This is a genomic window from Marinobacterium zhoushanense, from assembly GCF_014641945.1.
Taxonomy (GTDB): Bacteria; Pseudomonadota; Gammaproteobacteria; order Pseudomonadales; family Balneatricaceae; genus Marinobacterium_D; species Marinobacterium_D zhoushanense.
This window is the reverse complement of sequence record NZ_BMIJ01000001.1, coordinates 701776-724769: the sequence shown is the minus strand read 5'-3', so window position 1 is coordinate 724769 and position 22994 is coordinate 701776. Positions and strand designations below refer to the sequence as shown.

Sequence of the window (22994 nt, the reverse complement as noted above, 5' to 3'; positions counted from 1 at the left end):
CCGATTTTTTGAAAGTATTCCACATTCAGCGCTATTTGTTAATTTGCTTGACAAATAAAAGGTGGCAGGGACATTCTAATGTTAATTTGTAAGGCAAATAGATCTGTCCCGTTGAGACCCGCTCTCCGGCGCACTGGTCTAAGGTGATAGCAAAAAGAGGAGCGCACGATGTTCAAAGCACTGGTACTGGATCAGGTCGAAGGTAAGACGACGGCCGAAATCAAACAGCTTGATGAAGAGGTACTGCCGGCGGGCGAGGTGCTGATCGACGTCGGCTACTCATCGCTGAACTACAAGGATGGTCTGGCGATCACCGGCAAGGGGCCGATTATCTCCAAGTTTCCCGCCATACCCGGGATTGATCTTGTCGGTAAGGTGATCAGCTCTGAGGATCCGCGTTTCGCTCCCGGTACGCAGGTTGTGGTCACCGGCTGGGGTGTCGGCGAGCGTCACTGGGGGGGCATGGCCGCCAGGGCGAGGATGAAGGCGGACTGGTTGGTGCCGCTGCCGGATGGCATGTCGCCGCAGACCGCCATGGCCATAGGGACCGCCGGGTTGACGGCCATGCTGTGCGTACTGGCACTGGAGGAGGCCGGCGTCAAACCGGAACAGGGACCGATTTTGGTTACGGGCGCATCTGGCGGTGTCGGCAGCGTGGCGGTCAACCTGTTGGCCCACAGAGGGTTTGAGGTTGTCGCGGGTACCGGTCGCAGTGAGGAGGAGCCCTACCTGCGTAAATTGGGCGCACACTCCATCCGTTCCCGTGACGAGATGGCAGCGGCCAGTCGCCCGCTGGAGAAGCAGCGTTGGGCCGGTGTGGTCGATACGGTTGGTGGAACCGTGCTGGCAAGAGCCCTGGCTGAAACCATCTATGGCGGAGCGGTGGCCGCTTGCGGTCTGGCCGGCAGTGCCGATCTGCCGACGACGGTGATGCCGTTTATCCTCCGCAATGTGCGTTTGCAGGGTGTGGATTCTGTGTCCTGCCCGCCAGATCTGCGTACCCAGGCCTGGAACAGGCTGCAGCAGGAGCTCGATACATCGCTGCTCAGCGATCTGGTGCAGGAGATAGCGCTGGAGCAGGTGCCGGAATACGCCGAGCGAATCGTGCAGGGTAAGGTGCGAGGCCGCACTCTGGTTAGAATCGCGGAGTGATCCGCCGGATAGGCCCCGGGGCGTGGTGATATACTGCGCCTTTTGTATCGACAGGATCTACGGCATCCCCTGAGCGCATGTAGGTGCGTCAAAGGGGGTTAGGGGCGATCGATGTTCAGGGTTATGTTGTTCCTGCTGCTGGCACTCTCCAGCAGCCTGACCGCTTTCGGGGCGATTTCGCTGGTCGATGCCAGTGGTCGCCCTATCGTACTGGATCAGCCGGCTCGCCGAATTGTGGCGCTGGCGCCGGATATTGTCGAAAACCTCTATGCTGTCGGCGCCGGCGAACGCATCGTCGGACGTGTCAGCTATTCCGATTACCCCAGCCAAGCCGAATCGATTCCGTTGGTGGGCGATTATCAGCGCTTCAACGCCGAGGTGATCCTGAGTCTTCAGCCCGATCTTATTCTGGCCTGGTTGGAGGGTAATCCTGAGGCCGAACTCAGGCGGCTGGAAAGTTTTGGTTTCAAGGTGGCACGTCTGTCGACAAAACGCATCGAGCAGATTCCCGACAACCTGCGTCTGCTGGGGCGGTTGACCGGAATGGTGCCTGAGGCTGAACGGGTGGCTGACCGGTTCGAGGCACGTCTGCGAGGACTTAAGCCGGAGTCGAAAGGTGTACCTACGCTATTTTACCAGCTCTGGGATAACCCTCTGTTGACGGTCAGTGATGACGCGCTGATCGGGCAGGCGATCAAGTTCTGCGGCGCACACAATCCCTTTGGCGGTCGTCCTGAGGCGGCCCCCCAGGTCAGTGTCGAGGCAGTGATATCGGCGGCACCCGATCTGATCGTCAGCACCGATGAGGTGGGCGTGGCGTGGCAGACTCGCTGGTTGAACTGGCAGATGATACCGGCGGTGCGCAGGAACGCACTGTATACGCTGAGTGCCGATCACATTCACCGGGCGACGCCCCGGTTTCTTGATGGATTGGACGCCTTGTGCGGGGCGGTGGCGAGTGCTCGTCAGTACGCAGGGGTAAAACCTCGCTAAACATGCGTTCTAACAGCTGTACTGTATACCGCTTTTCCGACACTATATTAGCGCTTCTGGTCCGGGTACGAGGTACGCCGGGGTCCGTTTTCCTTGTCTGTTTGAAGGTGATCACGAAGGGTGAAGTACCAGACCACGCTTAACGCCGTATACGCGCAGCTCGATCGCCTGGGCGACTTGCCCATTTTCAGTGCCACCGTAAACCGTATTCGTCAGGTCAGTTCGTCGCGGGAGAGTGATGCGATGGCGCTGGCGCTGGCGGTAATGAAAGATGCGAATCTGTCGGCGAAACTGCTCAAGATTGCCAACACTCCCCATTACAATCGCGGCCACGGTGAGATCAACGTTGTCTCCCGTGCCGTGGTATTGATCGGCTTCGAGCGGATTCAGAACCTGTCGATGACACTGAAGCTGATAGAGGCGTTCTCCGTCGATGAGCCCGGTACCGGGATGGATAACCTGCTGATCAGCGCTTTCCTGAACGCGGCGATGGCACGGGAGATCGCCATGCGCTCAGGGGCCATGGATATCGAGGAGAGCTATATCTGCGGACTGCTGTATGGTCTGGGGGAGGTCGTCGTGGCCTATACCCTGCCGGAGCGTTATCGCAAAATGCTCAAACTCCGTGCCTTGGGCCAGGAGCAGTGGGAGCGGATACAGCTCAGCGAACTGGGCGGTCATTTCAGCGATATCGGTCAGGACCTGGCGCAGAGCTGGGGCTTTCCCAAGAGTGTGGTCCAGGCCATGGACCCGATGAGTGCCGAGCAGTTGAAGCCTTCGCACCGGCTCAACCATCTGCTGGCGGCCGGCTGCCATGACCTGCTGGAGTTGATCTATTACCGTGATACCGGGCGAGAGCTGGATTACGGCAAGCGTATACGCCAGCTTGCCAGCTGCACCGGGCTTACCCATAAGGAGCTGGAGGCGTCGATCAGCGATTCGTTCCGCCAGGTGTGCGATATCAGCGTGGAGTATGGCTTGCCGGCCAAGGCGCTGACCCCCCCCTATCAGGGCAGTGGGAATAGCCAACTGGATGAGTTGTCACGCAAGTTGGCGTTCTATATCAGCTCTCGCAGCGAGCAGTTCCACGCCGCCGAGCCGCGACCGTTAGCGCCGGTGGCGCAGCCTGCGCAGCCGTCTCAGGACCAGCTGCAACTGGATTATCTGTCCAAGATCAACGAGATGTTGTCTACGGGAGCCAAACCATCGGCAATCGTTGAGGTTGCGGTGGAGGCGATCGAACGCTGTTCCACGCTGGATCGGGTCACTTTCTGTTTGCTCAGCGATGATCGCAGCAAGCTGTCCGCACGCATTGTGCGGGGTATGGAGGGTGCCGCGCTGAAAAAGGCGATGCAGCTCGACTCAGGGGAACCCAAGGGGCAGCTGTTTGTAAGGCTGGTGGAGAAGGGGAGTACCCTGCTGGTGTCCGACTGCACAGAACAGGGGTGGTCGGAACGTCTGCCGCCTGATTTTATGCGCACCGTGGCACCGACCGGATTTGTCGCCGCGCCTTTGCGCGTCGGGAGTCGCTCTCTCGGATTGTTTTACGCGGATACGGTTCAGATAGGTAAACACGTCGACGATGCGGCATTCCGCGTATTCAGCCAGTTTCTGGTCCAGACGCGGTTGGCACTGGAGGTGCAGCGCCACTCTGCCCGCACGGCCTAGCCGTTTACTCCTGCTTGTCCTTGTCGCCGGTGAAACCCTCGATGAACGCACCGGTGTCCCGCAGCGCCTTTTTGCCCAGTTCCACCGCTTTTTCAGCGCCGGCTTTGGTGCTGCAGGCGGCACGTTCAGCGGCGCATCGCGATTCACACCCCAGGCGTGCGGCCTTGTCGCCGAAGTGCTCGATACTACACTGTGCATCGCACAGTGTCTGATCCATGGCACAGTTGGCCCGTGCCTGCAGGCTGGTCAGGGCCGCCAGCAGTAGACTAAGGCTGAGCAGTAGGGTCTTCATCGGTCGTTGTACTCTTGCTCGTGGATTGGGTTTGCCTGCCGCGAGGCTGCCAAAGCACTTCGCTGCCATCGTTGCGCCGGGCCAGCAGCCGTGCGTAGACAAATAGCAGGTCGGAGAGCCGGTTTAAATAGGCGATAGACAAAGGGTTGACCGTTTCGCTTGCTGCCAGTTCCACCATGCGCCGTTCGGCTCGACGGCAGACGCTGCGTGCCAGGTGCGCCTCGGCTGCAGGGCGGTTTCCACCGGGCAGGATAAACTCCTTCAGCGGTGGCAGGGTTTCATTGAGCAGGTCGAGCTGCTCTTCAAGCGCTTCCAGCACAGCAGCGTCGATCACCGTGTAGTGGGGGTCGGCTACCGCCAACTCCCCACCCAGATCAAACAACTCGTTCTGAATCTTCAGCAACGCCGGCTGCAACGCATCGCCCTCAGGCAGGTCGGCCAGTAGCAGGCCGATCAGCGAGTTGAGTTCGTCGACCTCGCCGAGTGCTTCAATACGGGGATGGGTTTTTGCCACCCGATTGCCGTTGGCCAGGCCCGTGGTGCCCTTGTCACCCCTGCGGGTGTAGAGGCGTGTCAGGCGATTACCCATCTTTCATCCCCCCGGTTGCGACCATGACGACTGTTAGAAAGTGTAGCCGACCGTGAGCAGCAGATTGCGCTCGGCGGCGGGATAGTAGTAGTTACCGCTAAAACTCGAGTATCCGGCGTAGGCGTAGTAACGCTCGTTGAACAGGTTGTTGATATTCAGGCGGGCGTTCCAGTGTTCTGCACGCCAGTTCAGCGAGGTGTTCACCACCAGATCGGCCTCAAGGCGTGACTGCGCATTGGCATCGTCGCCGGCCAGGTAGCGGCTGCCGGTGTACTGGAGATCGGTATACAGGCTCCACTGCGGGTCGAAACGGTAGTTGCCGTACAGGCTGAACTGGTGACGGGAAACAAAGGGCACCTCATTGCCCTTGAAACTGCCGGCGGTCAGCTCGCTGTCGGTCAGGGTATAGGTGCCGCCGACTCTAAGTGCGCTGGTCAGTTGATGCTCGGTGCTCAGGACAAACCCTCTGCGTCTGGAACTGTCCAGATTGATATTGGCACCGGTACCGGTCCAGGAGTCCGGGTTGACGATCTCGCTGTCAAAGAGGATCTCGTCGTCCAGATCGAGCTGGTACAGGGTCAGATCCAGGCTGCTCGCCGAGGCTGACCAGCTCCAGCCCAGCTCCCAGGAGACACCGGTTTGCGGATCGAGGAAATCGACACCGGGCAGGGTCAGCCCGTTTTCGTCGGCGGTGGCGAAGCGGAAGTTCTCGTCACGGCGAATGAAGACCCGCTGCGCCTCGGACGGTGTCCAGTTGACCCCGATCTCTTTTACCAACAGGGAGTCGTGGTGCCTCAGGTCCGCACTCAGGTCCCTGTCCTCAACCTTGCTGTGACGCGCCCCCAGCGTCAACGACCACTGCTGCACAAGCGGTAGCTGAGCACGTGCGTAGACGGCCTCGGTATCCTGGGTAATCTCGGTAGAGCTGAAAGCTTCGTAATCGCTGTCGGTCAGGTCGCTGCCGAGGATCAGTTGTAGCGGTCCGCGCGCGGTAGCCCAGTGCCCGGTCAGACGCGGTGCGAATGCGGTGACCCGAGTGTCCTGAGGGAAGGCAAAGCTGGACAGCGAGCCTTCACCGTTGCTGTCGCGCTGACTCCAGTCCGCGGTAACGCCGAGGTGGTCGGTCAGCCGATGTTGCAGGTAGAGCCTGTCGATCCGGAGATCCTCGTTGAAATAGTCCGACGGGTTCAGGCTTTGACGGCGGTCGTTACTGACTTGCGCTGCGCTCAGTGAGCCGGGCAGTCGCTGATTGTTGTTGATCTGCTCGTGGCTGAACAGGATCTCCCCGGCGTCGTACCGATAAGAGAGTTCGGCCTGCGCCTGGTCAAAGTCATAGCCGCTGTTGTCGCGGTATCCGCCGTTGCGGTCCCGATCGGCGGAAAGGGATAGGCCGACACCCGAGTCGTATCGGTGCTCGAAGGTGCCCGTCAGCCGGTTATGGTCATAGCTGCCGGCGCTGCCGTTGAGTTGGGCGTAGGTGCCCTCGATTTCGCGCGTAATGATGTTGATCACACCGCCGACGGCGTGTTGGCCGTACAGTACTCCGGCGCTGCCGTGCAACACCTCGATACGCTCCACGGCGTTAAGACTGATGGTCGCCAGGTTTGGCGCCTCCAGCGTCGGATTGTTCAGCGGTCGCCCGTCGACCAGGATCAATACGTTCTGGCCGGCGTTTTCACCGAAGCCGCGCATGGAAACCACACCGTCGTTGCTGTTGCCAGTCGTATTCTGACCGATCTGCACGGCACCGCTGGCGCGCAGCGCTTCGATCACCGACTGGGCACCGCTGGCCTCTATCTGCGCGCGGGTAATCACATCGACCTGACCGGGTGCGCTGCCAACGGGCTGCGCCGAGCGAGTGCCGGTGACCACGACATTCAGAGGCTCGCTGGTGTCACTGTCGGTGTTGCTTTGTGCGGCCTGGGCGTTCAGGGAGATGGCAGCAACAGCTGCCGCCAGCAGGGCTGGTGTCGGGAAATACATCGGGTTACCTCGTCTATGCGCCCGCCGCGCATGGCGTTGTGATTAGCTCTTTGGCACTCCCCAGGGCCGGTCTCCGGGCTTAGGATCGCCTGAGTTGTTCAGGCACTGTGCCAGGCCTTCCCGGTTTCCCAGTGGCACTGTATGGCACATCTATCCATCACCGTTGCGGGGGCAGCGTTGGCATTTAACCAACTTCCCGATTATCCCGGTCATGCCGGGCACCCTGGTGGGCAAGGGCGATTGTAAAGAGGGGGAGGAGCCGGGGCAACAGCGGGCCGGGTCAATCTTGTTGCCCTGGCGTTGTGCGCTAATCGCCCAGCGTGCTCCGTGCCGGTAACACGATCTCCGCTTCGGGCTGCAGGCAGATCTCCTGGTTGCGGTCCGGATAGGGCAGGTTGTTGAGCAGATGTCGCATGGCGTTGATGCGGGCGCGTTTCTTGTCGTCGGAGCGGATCACCGTCCAGGGCGCATCGGCGGTGTCGGTGTGGATAAACATCGCCTCCTTGGCTTCGGTGTATTGATCCCACTTGTCCAGTGAGGCCAGGTCGATCGGTGACAGTTTCCAGTGTTTGAGCGGGTCAAGCCGGCGCGCCTGAAAACGCCGGAACTGCTCGTCGCGGCTGACATCGAACCAGAGTTTGAACAGGCGTATGCCGCTACGCACGAACATCTTCTCCAGCTCCGGCGTTTCGCGCATGAACTCCAGATATTCAGATGGCGAGCAGAAGTCCATCACCCGCTCGACGCCGGCGCGGTTGTACCAGGAGCGGTCGAACAGGACGATCTCGCCGGCGGACGGAAGATGTTTGATGTAGCGCTGGTAATACCACTGGCCCTGTTCCCGTTCGGTGGGCTTCTCCAGTGCAATAACCCGGGCGCTGCGTGGATTCAGGTGCTCCATGAAGCGTTTGATCGTGCCGCCCTTGCCTGCCGCATCGCGTCCTTCGAACAGGATCAGCACTCTCTCGCCATTGGCGCGTACCCAGTTCTGCATCTTCAGCAGCTCGATCTGCAGATCCTGTTTGAGCGCTTCATACTCATCGCTCTTCATCTTTTTCATCTGGCTCATGCCGGTCCCTCACGGGTATTGAGGCTTTGTTCAAAGCGTACTGCATTTAACAGGCGGGTGTTCAGCGGGGTGTCCACGCCGACCTCCCGCGCGGCGGAGCAAAGGAATCCGGTGATCTGCTCGATCTCGGTGCGCCGCCCGGCGCGCAGATCCTCCAGCATCGACGAGCGGTTTTGCGCGGTAGTGTTGGCCACGCGCTGGACCTGCTCAAGCAGCGGGGTATCGAACAGGGGTTGTGAGCAGGCGGTCGCCACCCGTTCGATCTCGCTGCAGAGCGCTGTCAGCTCCTCACGGTAGTCGGCCTTTAGCAGCTCGCCGTTGCGACAGCCGTGCAGCGCCGTCAGTGGGTTGATGGCGGCATTGATCGCCAGTTTCTGCCACAGGGCACGGGTTATATCGGTGCTGATCTGGACCGGGTGATCCAACCGTTCCCAACCCGCGGGATAACTGGCGCTTGCAGCGGCCGGGGGATTGAGGCGGCCGATCAGAGTCTGGCCCTCGCCGGACTGGATCACTTCGAACGGCGCGGCGCGGCGTGCACCGGAGGTGGTGATACCGGCCCACACCGGGCGCGGGGAAAGCGCCGCTGCACTTTTTTGCTGGTGGCCATAACCGTTCTGAAGCAGTAGGATTTGCGCATCCGGCGTTAGTCGGGGCGATATGGCATGAATTGCGTCCAGTGAATCGTACGCCTTGGTGGTGACCAGAAGGTGTTGAATGGTGCCGCTCGCGGCGATCATCTCGGCATCGACCTGGGCCGTGTGCCAGGCGTTATGCCGTTGGATGCGCAACTGACCGCCGAGCTGTTTCAGTCTGTCCAGCTGCACGTCATCACGCAGCAGAAGGGTGACCGCGATACCGGCTCGGGTCAGTCGTTCGGCATACAGGCAGCCTATCGCACCCGCACCGAGAATATGCCAGCGCATCGGCACTCTCCATCGCTCAGTAAAGCGTTATCATAGCGGCGCCGGCAATCCGACAGAACCCCTGGAAATGGGTCTAGAGTCTAATCCGTTTCCACCGTAGATCAGGAGATTGAAAATGCCCTCGTTTGATATCGTATCCGAGCTGGATATGCATGAAGTCACCAATGCGGTGGACCAGGCCAACCGCGAAATTCAGCAGCGCTATGATTTCAAAGGCGTGAAAGCCGACTTTGCGATGCAGGATGATACCGTCACCCTGACCGCCGAAGTGGATTTCCAGCTGCAGCAGATGCTCGAGGTGATACGCGGCACGTTGACCAAACGCAAGGTTGATATCAAATGCATGGAGGTCATGGACCCGGACGTCAGCGGCGTCAGGGCGACTCAGCAGGTGGTGCTCAAGCAGGGGCTGGATCAGGCGATGGCGAAGAAGATCACCAAGCTGATCAAGGAGAGCAAGCTCAAGGTCCAGTCGCAGATTCAGGGCGAAAAGGTGCGTGTCACCGGCAAGAAGCGCGACGACCTGCAGGCCGCCATGGCGACATTGCGTGAGGCCGATATCGAGCTGCCACTGCAGTTCAACAACTTCCGCGACTGATCTCTGCAGCCGGGAGAGAGGCTCAGTGCTTCTCCCCGGCGCCATAACGGCACTGCCCGCAACGCCCCTCGTCCATGCAGGCGATCAGAAACAGTTCGCGCACCAGCTCCTTCTCCCTGCCCAGACAGCAGCAAAAGTCCGCCGCATTCAACAGGCCCGAATCCAGCATCGGCTTGAGTTCCTCGCTGTGCCAGTGCAGCAACACGACGCCGCTGTTTCTCAGGGTTACCCGCAACTCAGGGTCTTTGCGCTCCAGCCAGGCATCGATTTGATAAGCCATCGCTCACTCCTTGTGTCGATCAATAATCAGTCAGCTGACTATAAATGATAATCAATATCATTAGCAATAGGGGCGATCGACACAGTAGTCCTGTCAAATATTTAAACAGGGTGCGGCTCAGTGCGCCTCCGCCTGAGCATTCGCGGTGATGTGGTTGAATCGATGGCGTAGGGTCCAGAGCATCAACAACGAGGGCAGTACCATCAGCGCGGTCACCACAAAGAAACGCTCCCAGCTGCCGAGCCAGTCCACGGTGTATCCGCTGAGTCCGGCCAGTGTGGTTCGGCTCAGGTTACCGAGCGAGGCGAGCAGCGCGTACTGGGTGGCGCTGAAGGCGCGTCCGGTGAGCAGGGTCAGGAAGGAGACGAAGGCGACGGTGGAGAACGCTGTGGTAAAATTGTCGATCACCAGGGTCAGCACCAGCAGCCACTCCACCGGCCCGGCGGCGGCGATAACCGCGAACATCAGGTTGCTCGCCGCCATCGCACAACCGCCCAGCAGCAGGCCTCGGACCACGCCGAAACGGGTGTTGAACGCGCTGCCGATCAGCGTGAAGGTGACGGTGATGAACCAGCCGAACATCTTGGTGTACTCGCCGATCTGGGCGTTGCTGAAGCCCACCTCCTTGTAGAACACGATCGACATACGGCCGAGAAACGCCTCGCCGACCTTAAACAGGAAGATGAACAGCATCAGCATCAGTGCCACCCGGACACCGTTTTTGCGGAAAAACTCGGCAAAGGGTTCGATCAGGGTCACTGTTATCCAGGCCAGAACAGAGGATGCATGCAGTCGCTGTTGATAGGTCTCCTCCGCCCGATGCTGCAGTCGGTCACGGTCGGTTCTGGGCTCACGCACGATCAGTGTGCAGGCCATCAACAGCACGAGCACGCCGGCCATCAGCAGGTAAACCCCGTTCCAGCCGATCCGGTCCGCCTGCACGAAAGCCAGGTAGCCGGGCCAGGAGTAGCCGGTCCACCAGCCGATGATCGACATCGCTGCTGCTGGGGGCAGTCTCTCCTTTTCATGCGGGGCGAACTGGTCGATACGGAAGGCGTCGACGGCCACATCCTGGGTAGCGGAACTGGTTGCGACCGCCAGGAACAGGGCGCCGGTCAGCAGCAGGTTTTGACTCGGATCCAGGCCGGCGATGAGGAGTACCAGCATCAGCATCATCGCCTGGGTCAACAGTATCCAACTGCGGCGCTGGCCGAGTCGGCCCAGCAGCGGCAGGTGAACGCGGTCGACCAGCGGCGCCCAGAGAAAGTTGATCGCGTAAACGGTGGCGACCGAACCCAGCAGGCCGATCTCGGCGCGGCTGATGCCATCATCGGCCAGCCAGCCGCTCAGCGTACTGCCGATCAGCACGAATGGAAATCCGCTTGAACACCCCATCAGAAAGATCCACAGCAGACGGATGTCACGGTAGCGGTCGAAGGTGGCCTTCCATGAAGTGGGCATGCAACTGAACCTGTGTAACCTGAGTACAAGGGCCGGAGTATATACGTCTGCGCCGTGCAACCGAAACCGCGTCGGCGGGACTCTATACTGCAGTAACAGTCGGCGGTGATGGAGAGTATATGCGTGAGATCCTGGTCCAGGCGGAGGCGATCGCCAAGTCCTATGTCAGCGGACGGGAGTCCATCCGGGTTCTGCACGGCCTCAGCCTGACCCTGTACAGAGGGGAGGCGGTCGCCGTGATAGGGCCGTCAGGATCGGGCAAGAGCACGCTGCTGAACCTGTTCAACGGCCTGCTGCGCCCGGATGCAGGCCGCCTGCTACTGCTCGGGGAGGATCTGGCGCAACTTCAGGAGCGCGATCTGGCGGCGCTGAGGCGCTCGCGTATCGCCACCCTGTTCCAGGACGGCAACCTGATCCCGACCCTCACGGTGGCGCGGAACCTGGCGTTTCGTCGCACCCTGGCGGGACGCCGCGAGGGGGACGAAGCGGCGTTGCTGGAGATGCTGGATATTGCGGCCACGGCGGAGCGCTTTCCGGATCAGCTGTCGGGCGGTCAACGGCAGCGTGCGGCGCTGGCTTGCGCTTTTGCCATGACGCCGGAGCTGATCCTGGCGGATGAGCCGACCGGTAGCCTGGATATCCACAACGCTGAGCGGGTGATGCAACTGTTTTTCGACCGGGTCCAGGCAAGCCACCTGAGCGCGCTGATCGTGACCCACAACCTGCAGTTGGCGCGCCGTTGCGACCGGGTACTGGAACTGGTGGATGGGGCGTTACGGCCATGGGGCTGATCGCGGTATTGCTGAGCCAGTACCGGCGCTATCCGGGACAGTTGATTGGTATGCTGGCGATCCTGGCCTGTGCGGGTGCGCTGTGGAGCGGGATTCAGAGTCTGACCGGGAGGGCGGGCGACGCTCTCGAGGTATCCAACGCGGCGCTGCAAACCCATTTCGAGGTGGAACGCGAGGATGGCGCGGCATTGCAGGTGAGTGATTTCACGCGCTTGCGCCGGGCCGGGATCTGCGTGACCCCGCGACTGCACGTGCAGCTGTCCGAGCGCTTGGAGTTGCTGGGGGTCGATCCACTGAGCGCTGACTGCCTGCGTTTGCCAGAACCCCAAGCACGCGTTGTCGAACACCTGCTGGAGGCGCCGACACAGGTCCCGCTCTGGGGGACGTCTGACACTCTCCAGCTCTGGCAGGCACTGCCGCGCTCCGCGTCTGTGGCCTATCCGCTGGCGCAGATGGAAACGCTGCCCCAGGGCGTGTTGCTGACCGATATCGCCGAGGCGGATCGGCTCGACCCTGACGGCGGGGGACGGCTCGCGCTGCTGCTGTCGACGCCGGCGGCGCTCCCGGCTGGCTATAGCTTGGTGGTGGCGGATTACGGTGTTGATCCCGGTTCACTGGTGGATAGCTTCCTGTTCAGCTTGGACGCGCTGGGATGGTTGGCGTTGCTGGTGGCCGCACTGTTGTTGCGCAGCGTCTACCTGCTGGAGTTGGAGCAGCGTCGGCACACGATGCGCTTGCTGCACCGCCTGGGTGTGGAAAGGTGGCGGCTAAGGCTCTGTCTGCTGGTCGAAGCTCTGCTGCTGGCGTTGATTGGCGGTGCTGTTGGTGTTGGGTTAGGGCTGTGGCTGGCGCAGGGGCTGGCCGAGGGGATCGGCAGTACGTTGCTTAACCTCTACAGTCTGCCGGCGTTGGGTAAAGGCCTGCCTATGCTGCAGATCTGGATGGAGTTGGCGCTGGTATTGCTGCTGCTGATCTTGTGGGCCGGTGTGGATCTGTTGCGCGCGGTACCTGGTGAGCCGGCTGAAGCGCCAGAGGTCCGGGCCGGCGCCATTTATCCGGCGTGGATCGGGGCGGGGCTGTTGTTGGTCGGTGGTATCGGCTTGCTGACCGTTGATGCGTTGTGGCTGATCTTCGCTATGACCGGATTCTGTCTGTTGGGGGTGGGGCTACTGGTCGCGGCTGGAGTGGGCTGGGGACTGGTCTGGATGCAGCGTCAGCCGCTAGGCCCGCTGTTGGAGTGGTCCTGCTCGGAGATGGCGGCACTGTGTCGCCTGCTGCGGTTGCCACTGCTGGCGTTAACCCTGGCGATCGCCGCCGCTATCGGCGTGCAGGCGATGGTCAGCGGATTCGAAGCCACCTTCACGCGCTGGCTGGAGCAACGGCTGCGGGGGGATCTGTATCTGGATCCGGGACGTCCGGTGGCGGCGGCTCTCTGGCGGGCACGGTTGACAGAGTTATCGGGTGTGGCCGAGGTGCTGCCGATGACCCGGGGGCAGGTGTTGGTCGAGGGCCGGCCGAGTGACCTGCTGGCCGTGGATCCGAGCTCGCCGCTGCTCGCGGGCTGGCGCTTTCTGCAGGCGACGGAGGAGCCCTGGAGCGGACTGCGCGACGCAGGGGTGCTGGTCAACGAGCAGCTGGCCAGACGTCAGCGGGTAGGGTTGGGCGATCTGCTCGAGCTAACCCTGGGCGATATCAGCGTGCGGCGCCAGGTGCTGGGCGTTTACGCCGACTACGGCCGTCCTGCCGCGGAGGTGGTATTGCCGCTTGAGGCGTTGCCCGGCGCAGTGCCTGAGCAGTACACCACTTTCGTGCTCGGACTGAAAGCCGGCTTTGCTCCGGAGCAGGTGCTTCCGGCGCTACCCTGGCTCGAGGGGAGCCGTTGGCGACCGCGGGCGATATTGCTGCAGCGGGCGCAGGCGGTGTTTGCCCGAACCTTCCAACTGACGCGGACACTGAATCTGCTGACCCTGGTGCTCGCAGCGGCGGTGCTGGCGCTGATGGGGTTCAGGTTGTTTCGGCTGCGTCAGCCGTACTACACCCTGCTTTATGTGGCGGGGGTCGACAAGCGAGCGTTACGCCGGCGGCTGGTGGGCCATGCGCTGGTGCTGACCCTGCTGCTGGGTGTGCTGGCGACTCCGTTGGGGATTGGGCTCAGCTGGATACTGGTGGCGAAGGTGAATCCGGCAGCCTTCGGCTGGTCATTGCCGTTGGGGCTCTATCCCGGCTATTGGCTGCAGGTGTGGCTGGCCTGCGCGCTGATCGGTGCGCTGGTGGGCGCGGCGGTAGGCGACCCCGTGCGGCTGGAGACACTGAAAAATGAGTAGGCATGGCGTATTGGCCAGGGTGGCGGCAACGCTTTTTCTGCTGGTACTGCAGGGTTGCGGGCAGGAGGATGCGCCGGGTGAGATCGCCTCGCTGCTGGACGCACCGGGCGAGCCGTTTCGCCAGGCGGAGCCCGGCATGTCGATCAGTTTGCCCGCGGATATGGGGGCGCACCCCGAGTTCCGGCTCGAGTGGTGGTACCTGACCGCTAATCTGCACGCCGGGGATGGCGAATCCTTCGGTGTGCAGTGGACGTTGTTCCGGCTGGGGCTGAAACCGCATCAGGGGCCGCAGCCGGAACCCGGCTGGCGCCGTGATGAGTTCTGGCTCGCGCACGCCGCACTGAGCCGACCGGATCGGCACCTGTTCGCCAGCAAGCAGGCGCGGGGCGGCAGCGGTCAGGCCGGTGTGAGCATTGAACCATTCCGGGCATGGATCGATCAGTGGCGGATGGAGGCGCGGGCTGCCGAGTCTTATCTGCTCGATGTTCAGGCGCCGACGTTCGCCTATCGCCTGATCCTGTCGCCGCGGCTACCGCCGGTACTGCATGGCGAGCAGGGCTTCAGTGCCAAATCGGCACAGGGTGGCGGCTCGATGTACTTCAGTTACCCCGCTATCGATATCGAAGGCGAAATTGAGGTTGATGGTGAGCCTGTCAGTGTGACGGGGCAGGGCTGGTTCGATCGTGAATGGAGCAGTCAGTATCTGCGCCCCGGTCAGCAGGGGTGGGACTGGCTGGCGCTGCACCTGGATGATGGCCGGCACCTGATGCTGTTTCGGATCAGGGGCGATCCGGACTATTTTACCGGCACTCTGGTCGACGCTGATGGCGATTCCCGGACGTTGGACGCGGATGACTTTACGCTCAGGCCGCTGGCGTACCGGTCAACGGAGCAGGGGCGTGTACCGGTAAGCTGGGAGTTCAAGTTGCCGGCTCAGCAGCTGGCGCTGGAGATCCGTTCCTGGCCTGGAGAGTACTGGAACCCGGGGCGGCTCGGTTACTGGGAGGGGCCGGTCAGTGTGCAGGGCAGTGTCCAGGGGAAGGGGTATCTGGAGATGACAGGCTACTCTAAACGTTAGCCCGGTCACCGGCAGCCGCCTCTTGGCGGCGCCGGTCAGGGGAGATCGGATCAGATGCGCAGGGCGCCGTCGATCTCGAAGCAGCGGCCGTCGACGTAATCGTTCTCGAGAATGAACGACACGGTCTTGGCGATATGCTCGGGCTTGCCAAGGCGTTTGGTCGGGATCATCGCTTCAATCTTCTCGCGTGCCTCCGGCTTCATCGCCATGACCATCTCGGTGCCGATATAGCCCGGTGCGATCGAGGCGGCGCGGATGCCGTAACGAGCCAGTTCTTTGGCCCAGGTAACCGCCATCGCTTCGACGGCGGCCTTGGTTGCCGTGTAGTTGGTCTGGCCCATGTTGCCGGAGCGAGAGATCGAGGAGATGTTGATGATGCAGCCCTCAGTGCCCAGCTCGATCATCTTGACGGCCGCTTCGCGACCGCACAAAAAGGTTCCGGTCAGGTTTACCTTGAGCACCAGATCCCAGTTCTCTTTCGACATCTTGCCGACGATCTGGCCATCTTTCGCTTTGACGAACAAACCGTCACGGGTGATACCGGCGTTGTTCACCAGGCCGTTCAGCGTGCCCAGGTCGGCGACGATATCAGTGAACAGCTTCTCAACGTCGGCCTCTTCGCTGATATCTGCAACATAGCCGCGCGCTTCGACACCCTTATCAACGCACATGCCGATGGTTTCGTCCAGATCCGCCTGGTTCAGGTCGACCAATGCCAGCTTTGCACCCTTGGCTGCCAGTTCAAGCGCCATAGCACGACCCAGGCCACGTCCGCCGCCGGTTATTACGATTACCTTGTCTTTCAGTTCCATATTGCCAGTCCTCTACGGGGCGTTATCACAGTGCTGGTTGTTTTGCATACAGTGCTAATTGTGCGTCGCAATATGCTGCGCTGCAACACGGAAATTCCGTATTGCAGCAAAATTCATTTTGCGAGGCGCTTTTTTGCGTTGATATAGGCAATTGGTCGCAATAACGTGGTCGTTTATGGTGCACTTGCCTGCATCGGTTACTGTTGTGTGTCGCTCTCTGTTAATCTTGTATCAGCTGTTAACTACCGAGAGTCGTGATGCGCTTCCTCTTTCTTCTGTTTGTCATCCTGCCGATCGTTGAAATTACCCTGTTGCTCAAGGTCGGACAGGCCATAGGGGCCTGGTACACCGTTGGGCTGGTGCTGTTATCGGCCTTTATCGGCGTCAATATGCTCAGGCATCAGGGGCTGGCAACGTTGAGCCGTGCCCAGCAACGTATGGATCGCCAGGAGCTGCCGGGACAGGAGATGGTCGAAGGGATCGTGCTGGCGGTGGGTGGCGCACTGTTGGTAACACCGGGTTTCGTGACCGATGTGATCGGGTTCAGCTGCCTGATACCGCCGCTTCGCCAGGGGTTTGCCCGCCTGCTGATGAGCCGTTTTACGGTGATCGTCGCCTCCCGGACGCAGAGCGACATGGGTGAGTTTCATCAGCGTGCGCCTGGTGAGCAACGGCGCCATGGGCGGAACGGGGACGTAATAGAGGGTGAGATCGTCGACAGGGATGAGGACAAAAACGACTCGGCCGACAAAGGGTAGAAAAATCTCTCTGCTAGCCCTTGAATTCCATTTCCGCTACCCCACATAGGTCGCAACGGCTCGGCGGCCTGGGGCGGGCGTGAGAAAAAAGTTTCTCTCTGACCATTGAAAACCGCATTAGCGGCCCCACCTAGGTAGCCACAAGCCATAGGCATCGAGTTTTGAAGTTCCGTATAGGCTTCATCAAACAAAAAAACCAACATCGCATTGGATCCTAGATACCAGGAGAACAACCAGATGAATATTCGTCCACTTCACGACCGTGTAGTAGTTCGTCGCAGTGAGGAAGAAACCACCACGGCGAGCGGCATCGTGCTGCCGGGTTCTGCGGCCGAGAAGCCGAACCGCGGTGAAGTCGTAGCCGTCGGCCCGGGTCGCGTGCTGAACAACGGTGAGGTTCAAGCGCCGTCAGTCAAAGTGGGGGATAAAGTCCTGTTCGGTCAGTATGCCGGCTCCAACACCGTCAAAATCGACGGCGACGAGCTGCTGATCATGCAGGAAAGCGAAATCTACGGCGTGCTGGAAGACTGATCTCGCTGTCAATCGCTTAACTTTTTTCGCTTAACAGCGTTAACGAATTACAGAATTACAGGATATACGAATAATGGCTGCTAAAGACGTACGTTTCGGTAATGATGCCCGTCAGCGCATGCTCGCTGGTGTGAACATTCTGGCAGACGCGGTAAAAACCACCCTGGGCCCGAAAGGTCGTAACGTGGTACTGGAAAAATCTTTCGGCGCACCGACCGTGACCAAAGATGGTGTTTCCGTTGCCAAAGAGATCGAGCTGAAAGACAAGTTCGAAAACATGGGTGCGCAGATGGTCAAGGAAGTGGCTTCCAAGGCCAACGACGTGGCCGGTGACGGTACTACCACCGCAACCGTTCTGGCTCAGGCGATCGTCAACGAAGGTCTGAAGTCGGTTGCAGCGGGCATGAACCCGATGGATCTGAAGCGCGGTATCGACAAGGCGACTGCTGCCGTTGTTGAACAGCTGCGTCAAATGGCTGTGCCCTGCGCCGACTCCAAGGCGATCGCTCAGGTCGGTACTATCTCTGCCAACTCCGATCTGGAAGTCGGCCAGATTATCGCTCAGGCGATGGAAAAAGTGGGTAAAGAGGGTGTCATCACCGTTGAGGAAGGTTCCGGCTTCGAGAACGAGCTGGATGTGGTTGAAGGTATGCAGTTCGACCGTGGCTACCTGTCTCCCTACTTCATCAACAACCAGGAAACCATGACCGCCGAACTGGAAGAGCCGTTCGTGCTGCTGGTTGACAAGAAGATCTCCAACATCCGTGAACTGCTGCCGGCGCTGGAGCAGGTTGCCAAGGCTTCACGCCCGCTGCTGATCATCGCTGAAGATGTTGAAGGCGAAGCGCTGGCTACTCTGGTGGTCAACACCATGCGCGGTATCGTCAAGGTTGCAGCCGTCAAGGCTCCGGGCTTCGGTGATCGTCGTAAGGCGATGCTGCAGGATATCGCTATTCTGACCGGTGGTCAGGTTATCTCCGAAGAGGTTGGTCTGAGCCTGGAAACCACAGGTCTTGAGCACCTGGGTACCGCCAAGCGCGTCAACATCACCAAGGAAAACACCACCATCGTCGACGGTGCCGGTTCCAAGGCCGATATCGATGCTCGCGTGCAGCAGATCCGCGTTCAGATCGAAGAGACAACCTCCGACTACGACCGTGAAAAGCTGCAGGAGCGCGTTGCCAAGCTGGCCGGCGGTGTTGCCGTGATCAAGGTTGGCGCTGCTACCGAAGTCGAGATGAAAGAGAAGAAAGCCCGCGTCGACGATGCGCTGCACGCAACCCGTGCTGCAGTTGAAGAGGGTGTCGTACCTGGCGGCGGTGTTGCGCTGATCCGCGCCCTGAGCAAGGTTGATGGTCTGGAGGGCGATAACCACGACCAGACCATCGGTATTCAGCTGGCTCTGCGCGCGATGGAAGCTCCGCTGCGCCAGATCGTTGGTAACGCTGGTGGCGAAGGTTCCGTAGTTGTGGATAAGGTTCGTGCTGGCGAAGGCGCGTTCGGCTTCAACGCCGCGACCGAAGAGTACGGCGATATGCTGGAGATGGGTATCCTGGACCCGGCTAAAGTGACCCGTTCTGCGCTGCAGGCGGCTTCCTCTATCGCCGGTCTGATGATCACCACTGAAGCGATGGTTGCCGAACACCCGGAAGAGAAGCCGGCTATGCCTGACATGGGCGGCATGGGTGGCATGGGCGGCATGGGCATGATGTAATCAGCCCCTATGTTGCTGAAAAAAGCCCCGCTCCTGCGGGGCTTTTTCGTGTTTGGCAAACCTGCTAGGGTGGTTTTTCCAGTTTGTACGGAATAGTTAACGACAATGAGTGAACGTAAAGAGCCGGGGCTCAATCTATCGGGATTGGATGTCCAGGAGTCCGACCGCCGGGTGAGCGGAGCGCCGCAGCGGGCCAAGGTCCAGGTGACAGACAAGCCGCGTGGCGGTGGTTTCCTGCTGACACTGATACTGCTTGTGCTGACCGTCGGCGGCGCGGGTTTGGCGTACTGGACCGTGGGTCTCAAGCAGGCGTTGGACAGTCAGCAGGCGGAGTTGGCCAAGGCTCAGGCGCGCCTGGCCGAGATGGAGGAGTTGCTGGCGCTGACCAGCGATACTGCCAGCCAGTCTGGGCAGACGCTGATGGGACGTATCGGGCAGATGGAAAGTCGTGCCGGTGAAAAGTATGAACATTTCGACTCAGAGATCGCCAAGCTGTGGACCGTAGCGTATCAGCGTAACAAGCCGCAACTGGAAGAGCAGAAGAAAGCGCTCGAGGCGCAAGCGGCCGAGCTGTCGGAATTGAAAAAGCAGCTGGCGGCAGCGAACAGCAAACTGACTACACTTGGCAGTAGTGTCGATGCTGGTAAGAGCGATCTGTCGGGGGTGAAGAAGCAGGTATCGGGGCTTGATAAACAGGTGTCGGGTCTGGAAGCTTCACTGCAGCAGCAGAGCGAGGGGCTGAAAAAGGTCGGGGCCGATGCCAGTTTCGCGCTATCACTGGAGAAAGATGAGCGTATCAGTGCTCATCAGGCGCTGTCGGTGCGAGTTGACAAACTGGCGCAGGGTGCGCAGGGCGGTGCCGGTTTGAGTCAGCGAATCGCCAGTATCGAGCAGTCAATTCAGGCGATCGATGGCTCTCGACGTCAGTTCAATCAGAGCCTGTTGCAGATGCGTGAACAGATCAGTGAGTTGCAGCGACGTCTGGATGGCCGATAGATGCCCCAGCGGCCAACTCGGATTTGCGTCTGTCGGAGTTCAGCGGCACAATAGCCGGTTTTCGAAGAGAGGTTCCCGCAAAGCGTAGATGAATATTCGTGCTTTCTTTGCACTGCCGATCCCGGAGCGGATCTCGCGCTCCCTGGCAGACTATGCCGATGCGCTTTGCGAGTACGACCGTGGCTTGGACGCTCATTGGGTCGATTCCTCGAGCTACCATCTAACACTCTGTTTTCTGAACGAAATCAGCCTCGATCAGGTGCAGGTGCTGGAGCGAGCGGTGGAGCAGGCGCTGGCCGATATAGCCGGCTTTCATCTGCCGCTGGATACCCTGGATTACTATCCGGTCAATCCACATCTTTCGCTGGTGGCGGCCCTGCCCAGTGAGGTGGCGCTGTTGGCGGTATTGCAGCAGCGCCTGGCTCAGGTGGTGAGGCGGTGTGGTATCGATTATCACCAGAAAGGTTTCCGGCCCCATGTCACACTGGGGCGACTGCCGTCGGATAACCGCTTCGAGGTGCCCGAGAGTTGGCCCAAGCTGAATGAGACCGTGCCGGTCGACTCGGTGGTGCTGTTCCAGAGCCGCCCAGGTGAGCGCGGTTCTATCTATACACCCCTGTTCGAAACTCGCCTGCCCGTCCTGGTGGGCAGCCTCTGAACCCAAAGACAGTTTCTACCATGCGAACTCCAGAACTCCTGTCCCCGGCCGGGACGCTGAAAAATATGAAGTACGCCTTCGCCTACGGTGCGGATGCGGTCTATGCAGGTCAGCCGCGCTACAGCCTGCGCGTGCGTAACAACGATTTCACCCATGATAATCTGGCCGAAGGGATACGGATCGCCCACGAGCTGGGCAAGAAGTTTTTCGTTGCCAGCAACATCATGCCGCACAACTCCAAACTGACCACCTACATGCGCGATATCGAGCCGGTGATCGAGATGGGCCCGGACGCGCTGATCATGTCGGATCCCGGCTTGATCATGATGGTCAAGGACAAGTATCCGGAGCTGCCGATCCATCTGTCGGTGCAATCCAATACCATGAACTGGGCCTCGGTGAAGTTCTGGCACCGTGCCGGTATCGAGCGCATCATCCTGTCCCGCGAGCTGTCGCTGGAAGAGGTGGCCGAGATCCGTGATCGCTGCCCGGAGATGGAGCTGGAGGTGTTTGTGCACGGTTCGCTCTGCATCGCCTATTCCGGGCGCTGCCTGCTGTCCGGTTATATCAATCACCGCGATCCCAACCAGGGTACCTGCACCAATACCTGTCGCTGGAAGTATGATGCCCACGAGGCGAAAGAGGATGAGTCCGGCGATGTGGTGCCGGTGCAGTCCTTCGACCCTGCTGCCGTTGAGGCGCAGCCCGCGTTGGGTGAGGGTAAGCCCACGGACAAGATCTTCCTGCTGCAGGAGGAGACCCGTCCCGGTGAGTATATGCCCGCGTTCGAGGATGAGCATGGCACCTACATCATGAACTCCAAGGATCTGCGTGCCATCCAGCATGTGCATAAGCTGGCAGAGATGGGTGTAGATTCGCTGAAGATCGAGGGGCGCACCAAGTCTCATTACTACGTAGCGCGCACCGCTCAGGCCTACCGTCAGGCGATCGACGATGCCGTGGCCGGCAAGCCCTTCGACATGGGGCTGATGGATATTCTCGAGAACCTGGCCAACCGTGGTTATACCGAAGGGTTCTACCGTCGCCACGTGCATGACGAGTACCAGAACTACGAAACCGGCAACTCGGTCGGCGTTCATCAGCAGTTTGTCGGCGAAGTGGTCGAGCACGATGCGCAGAGCGGCACCCTGCAGATCGACGTCAAAAACCGCTTCGAGAAGGGCGATACCCTGGAGTTGATGACGCCGGCCGGTAATCGCCGCTTCAAGCTCTCCGAACTGTATGACAAGAAGGGGCAGTCGGTCGATGCGGCACCGGGCTCCGGTCATCGTGTCACTATCCCGCTCGATTTCGATACCGATATGCGGTACGCGCTGCTGATGCGTGATCTGCCCAACGCGCCGGCGCGCTAGTCGTTCCAAACAGATAATGGCATCATTCGGGAGCCCCAGTGGCTCCCGATTCATCTCTACCAACCTGCCGGCCGTAATCGAGTGAACACGCCAGCCAACAAGTACAGCTTTCTGCACGCGCTTAGACCCTTCTCCTTTGGTGTTGCGTTGACCACCTGCCTGATCGGCATCACCGCGGCCTGGCAGGCAGGTCTACTGGTGCCGCTCAACGCTTTGTTAGTGCTGATCGGCGGTTTGTTGCTGCAGTCCGGGGTCAATCTGATCAACGACTACTCGGATATCGAGCAACTGAGGACGGAAGAGGGCAGTGCAGTAGCGATAGCGGCGGTGCAGAGAAACTTCCGTGCCGGGCTGTTCTGCTTTCTGTTGGCGACCCCGATCGGCCTGTATCTGGTGGCCGATCGCTCGCTGGCGTTGCTGGTACTGTTCCTGTTGGGCCTGGCTGGTGCGCTTGGTTATACCCTTAATCCGATCAACTACAAATCACGTGGGCTCGCTGTCGCTCTGGTGTTCTGGCTGATGGGTGTGTTCATGGTGGTGGGCAGTTATGTCGCAGCAGGTGGTGAACTTAACGGTGCGATAGTCGCGCAGTCGGTACCGATCAGTCTGCTGGTGTCACTGCTGTTGCTGAGCAATGAGTTGCGCGATTATGAGAGTGATCGTGAGCAGGGGCTGAGAACGCTGACGGTCAGGGCCGGTTATGCTACCGCTCGTCGTCTGTACTGGTTGTTGTTGGTATTGACCCTGCTGGTCAGTGCTGCGCTTTGGCTGCTCGGATTGCTCGATGCGCCCTGGCCTCTGCTGATCTCGCTGCCTTTCATGTACCGGCCGCTACGCTACCTGAATAATCCGCCGGATCAGCGCCGCCCGCTGACACCGGCCACCGGGCAGCTGGTAATGGTGTTCGGCATGCTGTTCTGTTTCACGCTGAACTGATCCCCCTCCGTT

The 22994-nt window shown here is 60.2% G+C and carries 22 protein-coding genes and 1 riboswitch; of the genes, 14 read left to right on the top strand and 8 right to left on the bottom strand.

Annotated features, from left to right (window positions below):
- Window positions 1-168: 168 nt before the first annotated feature.
- From acuI to IEX40_RS03340, 3 genes are all read left to right on the top strand, one after another.
- Window positions 169-1152 (top strand): acrylyl-CoA reductase (NADPH), encoded by a 984-nt coding sequence (gene acuI, locus IEX40_RS03350; protein ID WP_188745663.1) that lies wholly within the window; start codon window positions 169-171, stop codon window positions 1150-1152.
- A 111-nt stretch (window positions 1153-1263) separates the two neighbouring features.
- Window positions 1264-2145 carry a cobalamin-binding protein gene (locus IEX40_RS03345; RefSeq protein WP_188745662.1) on the top strand — a complete coding sequence of 294 codons (882 nt, stop codon included), beginning with the start codon at window positions 1264-1266 and terminating at the stop codon, window positions 2143-2145.
- A gap of 120 nt (window positions 2146-2265) precedes the next feature.
- A complete protein-coding gene (locus IEX40_RS03340; RefSeq protein WP_188745661.1) occupies window positions 2266-3813 on the top strand; it encodes an HDOD domain-containing protein in 1548 nt (515 codons plus the stop codon).
- A 4-nt stretch (window positions 3814-3817) separates the two neighbouring features.
- Here the strand turns inward: IEX40_RS03340 and IEX40_RS03335 are convergent, their stop codons facing one another.
- From IEX40_RS03335 to IEX40_RS03315, 5 genes are all read right to left on the bottom strand, one after another.
- Window positions 3818-4105 (bottom strand): hypothetical protein, encoded by a 288-nt coding sequence (locus IEX40_RS03335; RefSeq protein WP_229680530.1) that lies wholly within the window; start codon window positions 4103-4105, stop codon window positions 3818-3820.
- On the bottom strand, window positions 4080-4694 hold the full coding sequence (locus IEX40_RS03330; RefSeq protein WP_188745660.1) for a cob(I)yrinic acid a,c-diamide adenosyltransferase: 615 nt from the start codon (window positions 4692-4694) through the stop codon (window positions 4080-4082). Before IEX40_RS03330 ends, IEX40_RS03335 begins: the two co-directional genes overlap by 26 nt.
- A gap of 33 nt (window positions 4695-4727) precedes the next feature.
- The gene (locus tag IEX40_RS03325; protein ID WP_188745659.1) at window positions 4728-6677 is read right to left on the bottom strand and encodes a TonB-dependent receptor; all 1950 of its coding nucleotides are present in this window, start codon (window positions 6675-6677) and stop codon (window positions 4728-4730) included.
- Between the two features lie 47 nt (window positions 6678-6724).
- Window positions 6725-6918: riboswitch (cobalamin riboswitch) on the bottom strand.
- 66 nt (window positions 6919-6984) lie between these two features.
- Window positions 6985-7746 (bottom strand): polyphosphate kinase 2, encoded by a 762-nt coding sequence (gene ppk2 / locus IEX40_RS03320; RefSeq protein ID WP_188745658.1) that lies wholly within the window; start codon window positions 7744-7746, stop codon window positions 6985-6987.
- Entirely contained in the window at window positions 7743-8672 is a 930-nt protein-coding gene (locus IEX40_RS03315; RefSeq protein WP_188745657.1) for a ketopantoate reductase family protein, read from the bottom strand. Before IEX40_RS03315 ends, ppk2 begins: the two co-directional genes overlap by 4 nt.
- 115 nt (window positions 8673-8787) lie before the next feature.
- On the opposite strand from IEX40_RS03315, the gene IEX40_RS03310 reads away from it, so the two are divergent.
- Window positions 8788-9270, top strand: a complete 483-nt coding sequence (locus tag IEX40_RS03310; protein ID WP_188745656.1) for a YajQ family cyclic di-GMP-binding protein — start codon at window positions 8788-8790, stop codon at window positions 9268-9270.
- A 22-nt stretch (window positions 9271-9292) separates the two neighbouring features.
- Here the strand turns inward: IEX40_RS03310 and IEX40_RS03305 are convergent, their stop codons facing one another.
- Window positions 9293-9550, bottom strand: coding sequence for a PA4570 family protein (locus IEX40_RS03305; protein WP_188745655.1), 258 nt, complete (start codon window positions 9548-9550; stop codon window positions 9293-9295).
- A 117-nt stretch (window positions 9551-9667) separates the two neighbouring features.
- Complete coding sequence (locus IEX40_RS03300; protein WP_188745654.1) at window positions 9668-11011, bottom strand: AmpG family muropeptide MFS transporter; 1344 nt, start codon at window positions 11009-11011, stop codon at window positions 9668-9670.
- A 119-nt stretch (window positions 11012-11130) separates the two neighbouring features.
- Between IEX40_RS03300 and IEX40_RS03295 the strand changes: the two genes are divergently transcribed.
- The 3 genes from IEX40_RS03295 to IEX40_RS03285 are packed head-to-tail and all read left to right on the top strand — an operon-like array spanning window position 11131 to window position 15204.
- The gene (locus IEX40_RS03295) at window positions 11131-11802 is read left to right on the top strand and encodes an ABC transporter ATP-binding protein (protein ID WP_188745653.1); all 672 of its coding nucleotides are present in this window, start codon (window positions 11131-11133) and stop codon (window positions 11800-11802) included.
- Window positions 11793-14126, top strand: a complete 2334-nt coding sequence (locus IEX40_RS03290) for an ABC transporter permease (protein ID WP_188745652.1) — start codon at window positions 11793-11795, stop codon at window positions 14124-14126. Before IEX40_RS03295 ends, IEX40_RS03290 begins: the two co-directional genes overlap by 10 nt.
- Entirely contained in the window at window positions 14119-15204 is a 1086-nt protein-coding gene (locus tag IEX40_RS03285) for a lipocalin-like domain-containing protein (protein ID WP_188745651.1), read from the top strand. Before IEX40_RS03290 ends, IEX40_RS03285 begins: the two co-directional genes overlap by 8 nt.
- A gap of 50 nt (window positions 15205-15254) precedes the next feature.
- Here the strand turns inward: IEX40_RS03285 and IEX40_RS03280 are convergent, their stop codons facing one another.
- Window positions 15255-16016: an SDR family oxidoreductase gene (locus IEX40_RS03280; protein ID WP_188745650.1), complete on the bottom strand. Its 762-nt coding sequence runs from the start codon at window positions 16014-16016 to the stop codon at window positions 15255-15257.
- A gap of 257 nt (window positions 16017-16273) precedes the next feature.
- On the opposite strand from IEX40_RS03280, the gene IEX40_RS03275 reads away from it, so the two are divergent.
- The 7 genes from IEX40_RS03275 (at window position 16274) to IEX40_RS03245 (ending at window position 22982) form a co-directional block, all read left to right on the top strand.
- The gene (locus IEX40_RS03275; RefSeq protein ID WP_188745649.1) at window positions 16274-16774 is read left to right on the top strand and encodes an FxsA family protein; all 501 of its coding nucleotides are present in this window, start codon (window positions 16274-16276) and stop codon (window positions 16772-16774) included.
- A gap of 237 nt (window positions 16775-17011) precedes the next feature.
- Entirely contained in the window at window positions 17012-17305 is a 294-nt protein-coding gene (locus tag IEX40_RS03270; protein ID WP_188745648.1) for a co-chaperone GroES, read from the top strand.
- Between the two features lie 73 nt (window positions 17306-17378).
- A complete protein-coding gene (gene groL, locus IEX40_RS03265; RefSeq protein ID WP_188745647.1) occupies window positions 17379-19019 on the top strand; it encodes a chaperonin GroEL in 1641 nt (546 codons plus the stop codon).
- 105 nt (window positions 19020-19124) lie between these two features.
- On the top strand, window positions 19125-20015 hold the full coding sequence (locus tag IEX40_RS03260; protein WP_188745646.1) for a hypothetical protein: 891 nt from the start codon (window positions 19125-19127) through the stop codon (window positions 20013-20015).
- Window positions 20016-20103: 88 nt separating this feature from the next.
- The gene (gene thpR / locus IEX40_RS03255; RefSeq protein ID WP_188745645.1) at window positions 20104-20673 is read left to right on the top strand and encodes an RNA 2',3'-cyclic phosphodiesterase; all 570 of its coding nucleotides are present in this window, start codon (window positions 20104-20106) and stop codon (window positions 20671-20673) included.
- 20 nt (window positions 20674-20693) lie between these two features.
- Entirely contained in the window at window positions 20694-22046 is a 1353-nt protein-coding gene (gene trhP, locus IEX40_RS03250) for a prephenate-dependent tRNA uridine(34) hydroxylase TrhP (protein WP_188745644.1), read from the top strand.
- Between the two features lie 81 nt (window positions 22047-22127).
- The gene (locus tag IEX40_RS03245; RefSeq protein WP_188745643.1) at window positions 22128-22982 is read left to right on the top strand and encodes a prenyltransferase; all 855 of its coding nucleotides are present in this window, start codon (window positions 22128-22130) and stop codon (window positions 22980-22982) included.
- Window positions 22983-22994: the final 12 nt, after the last annotated feature.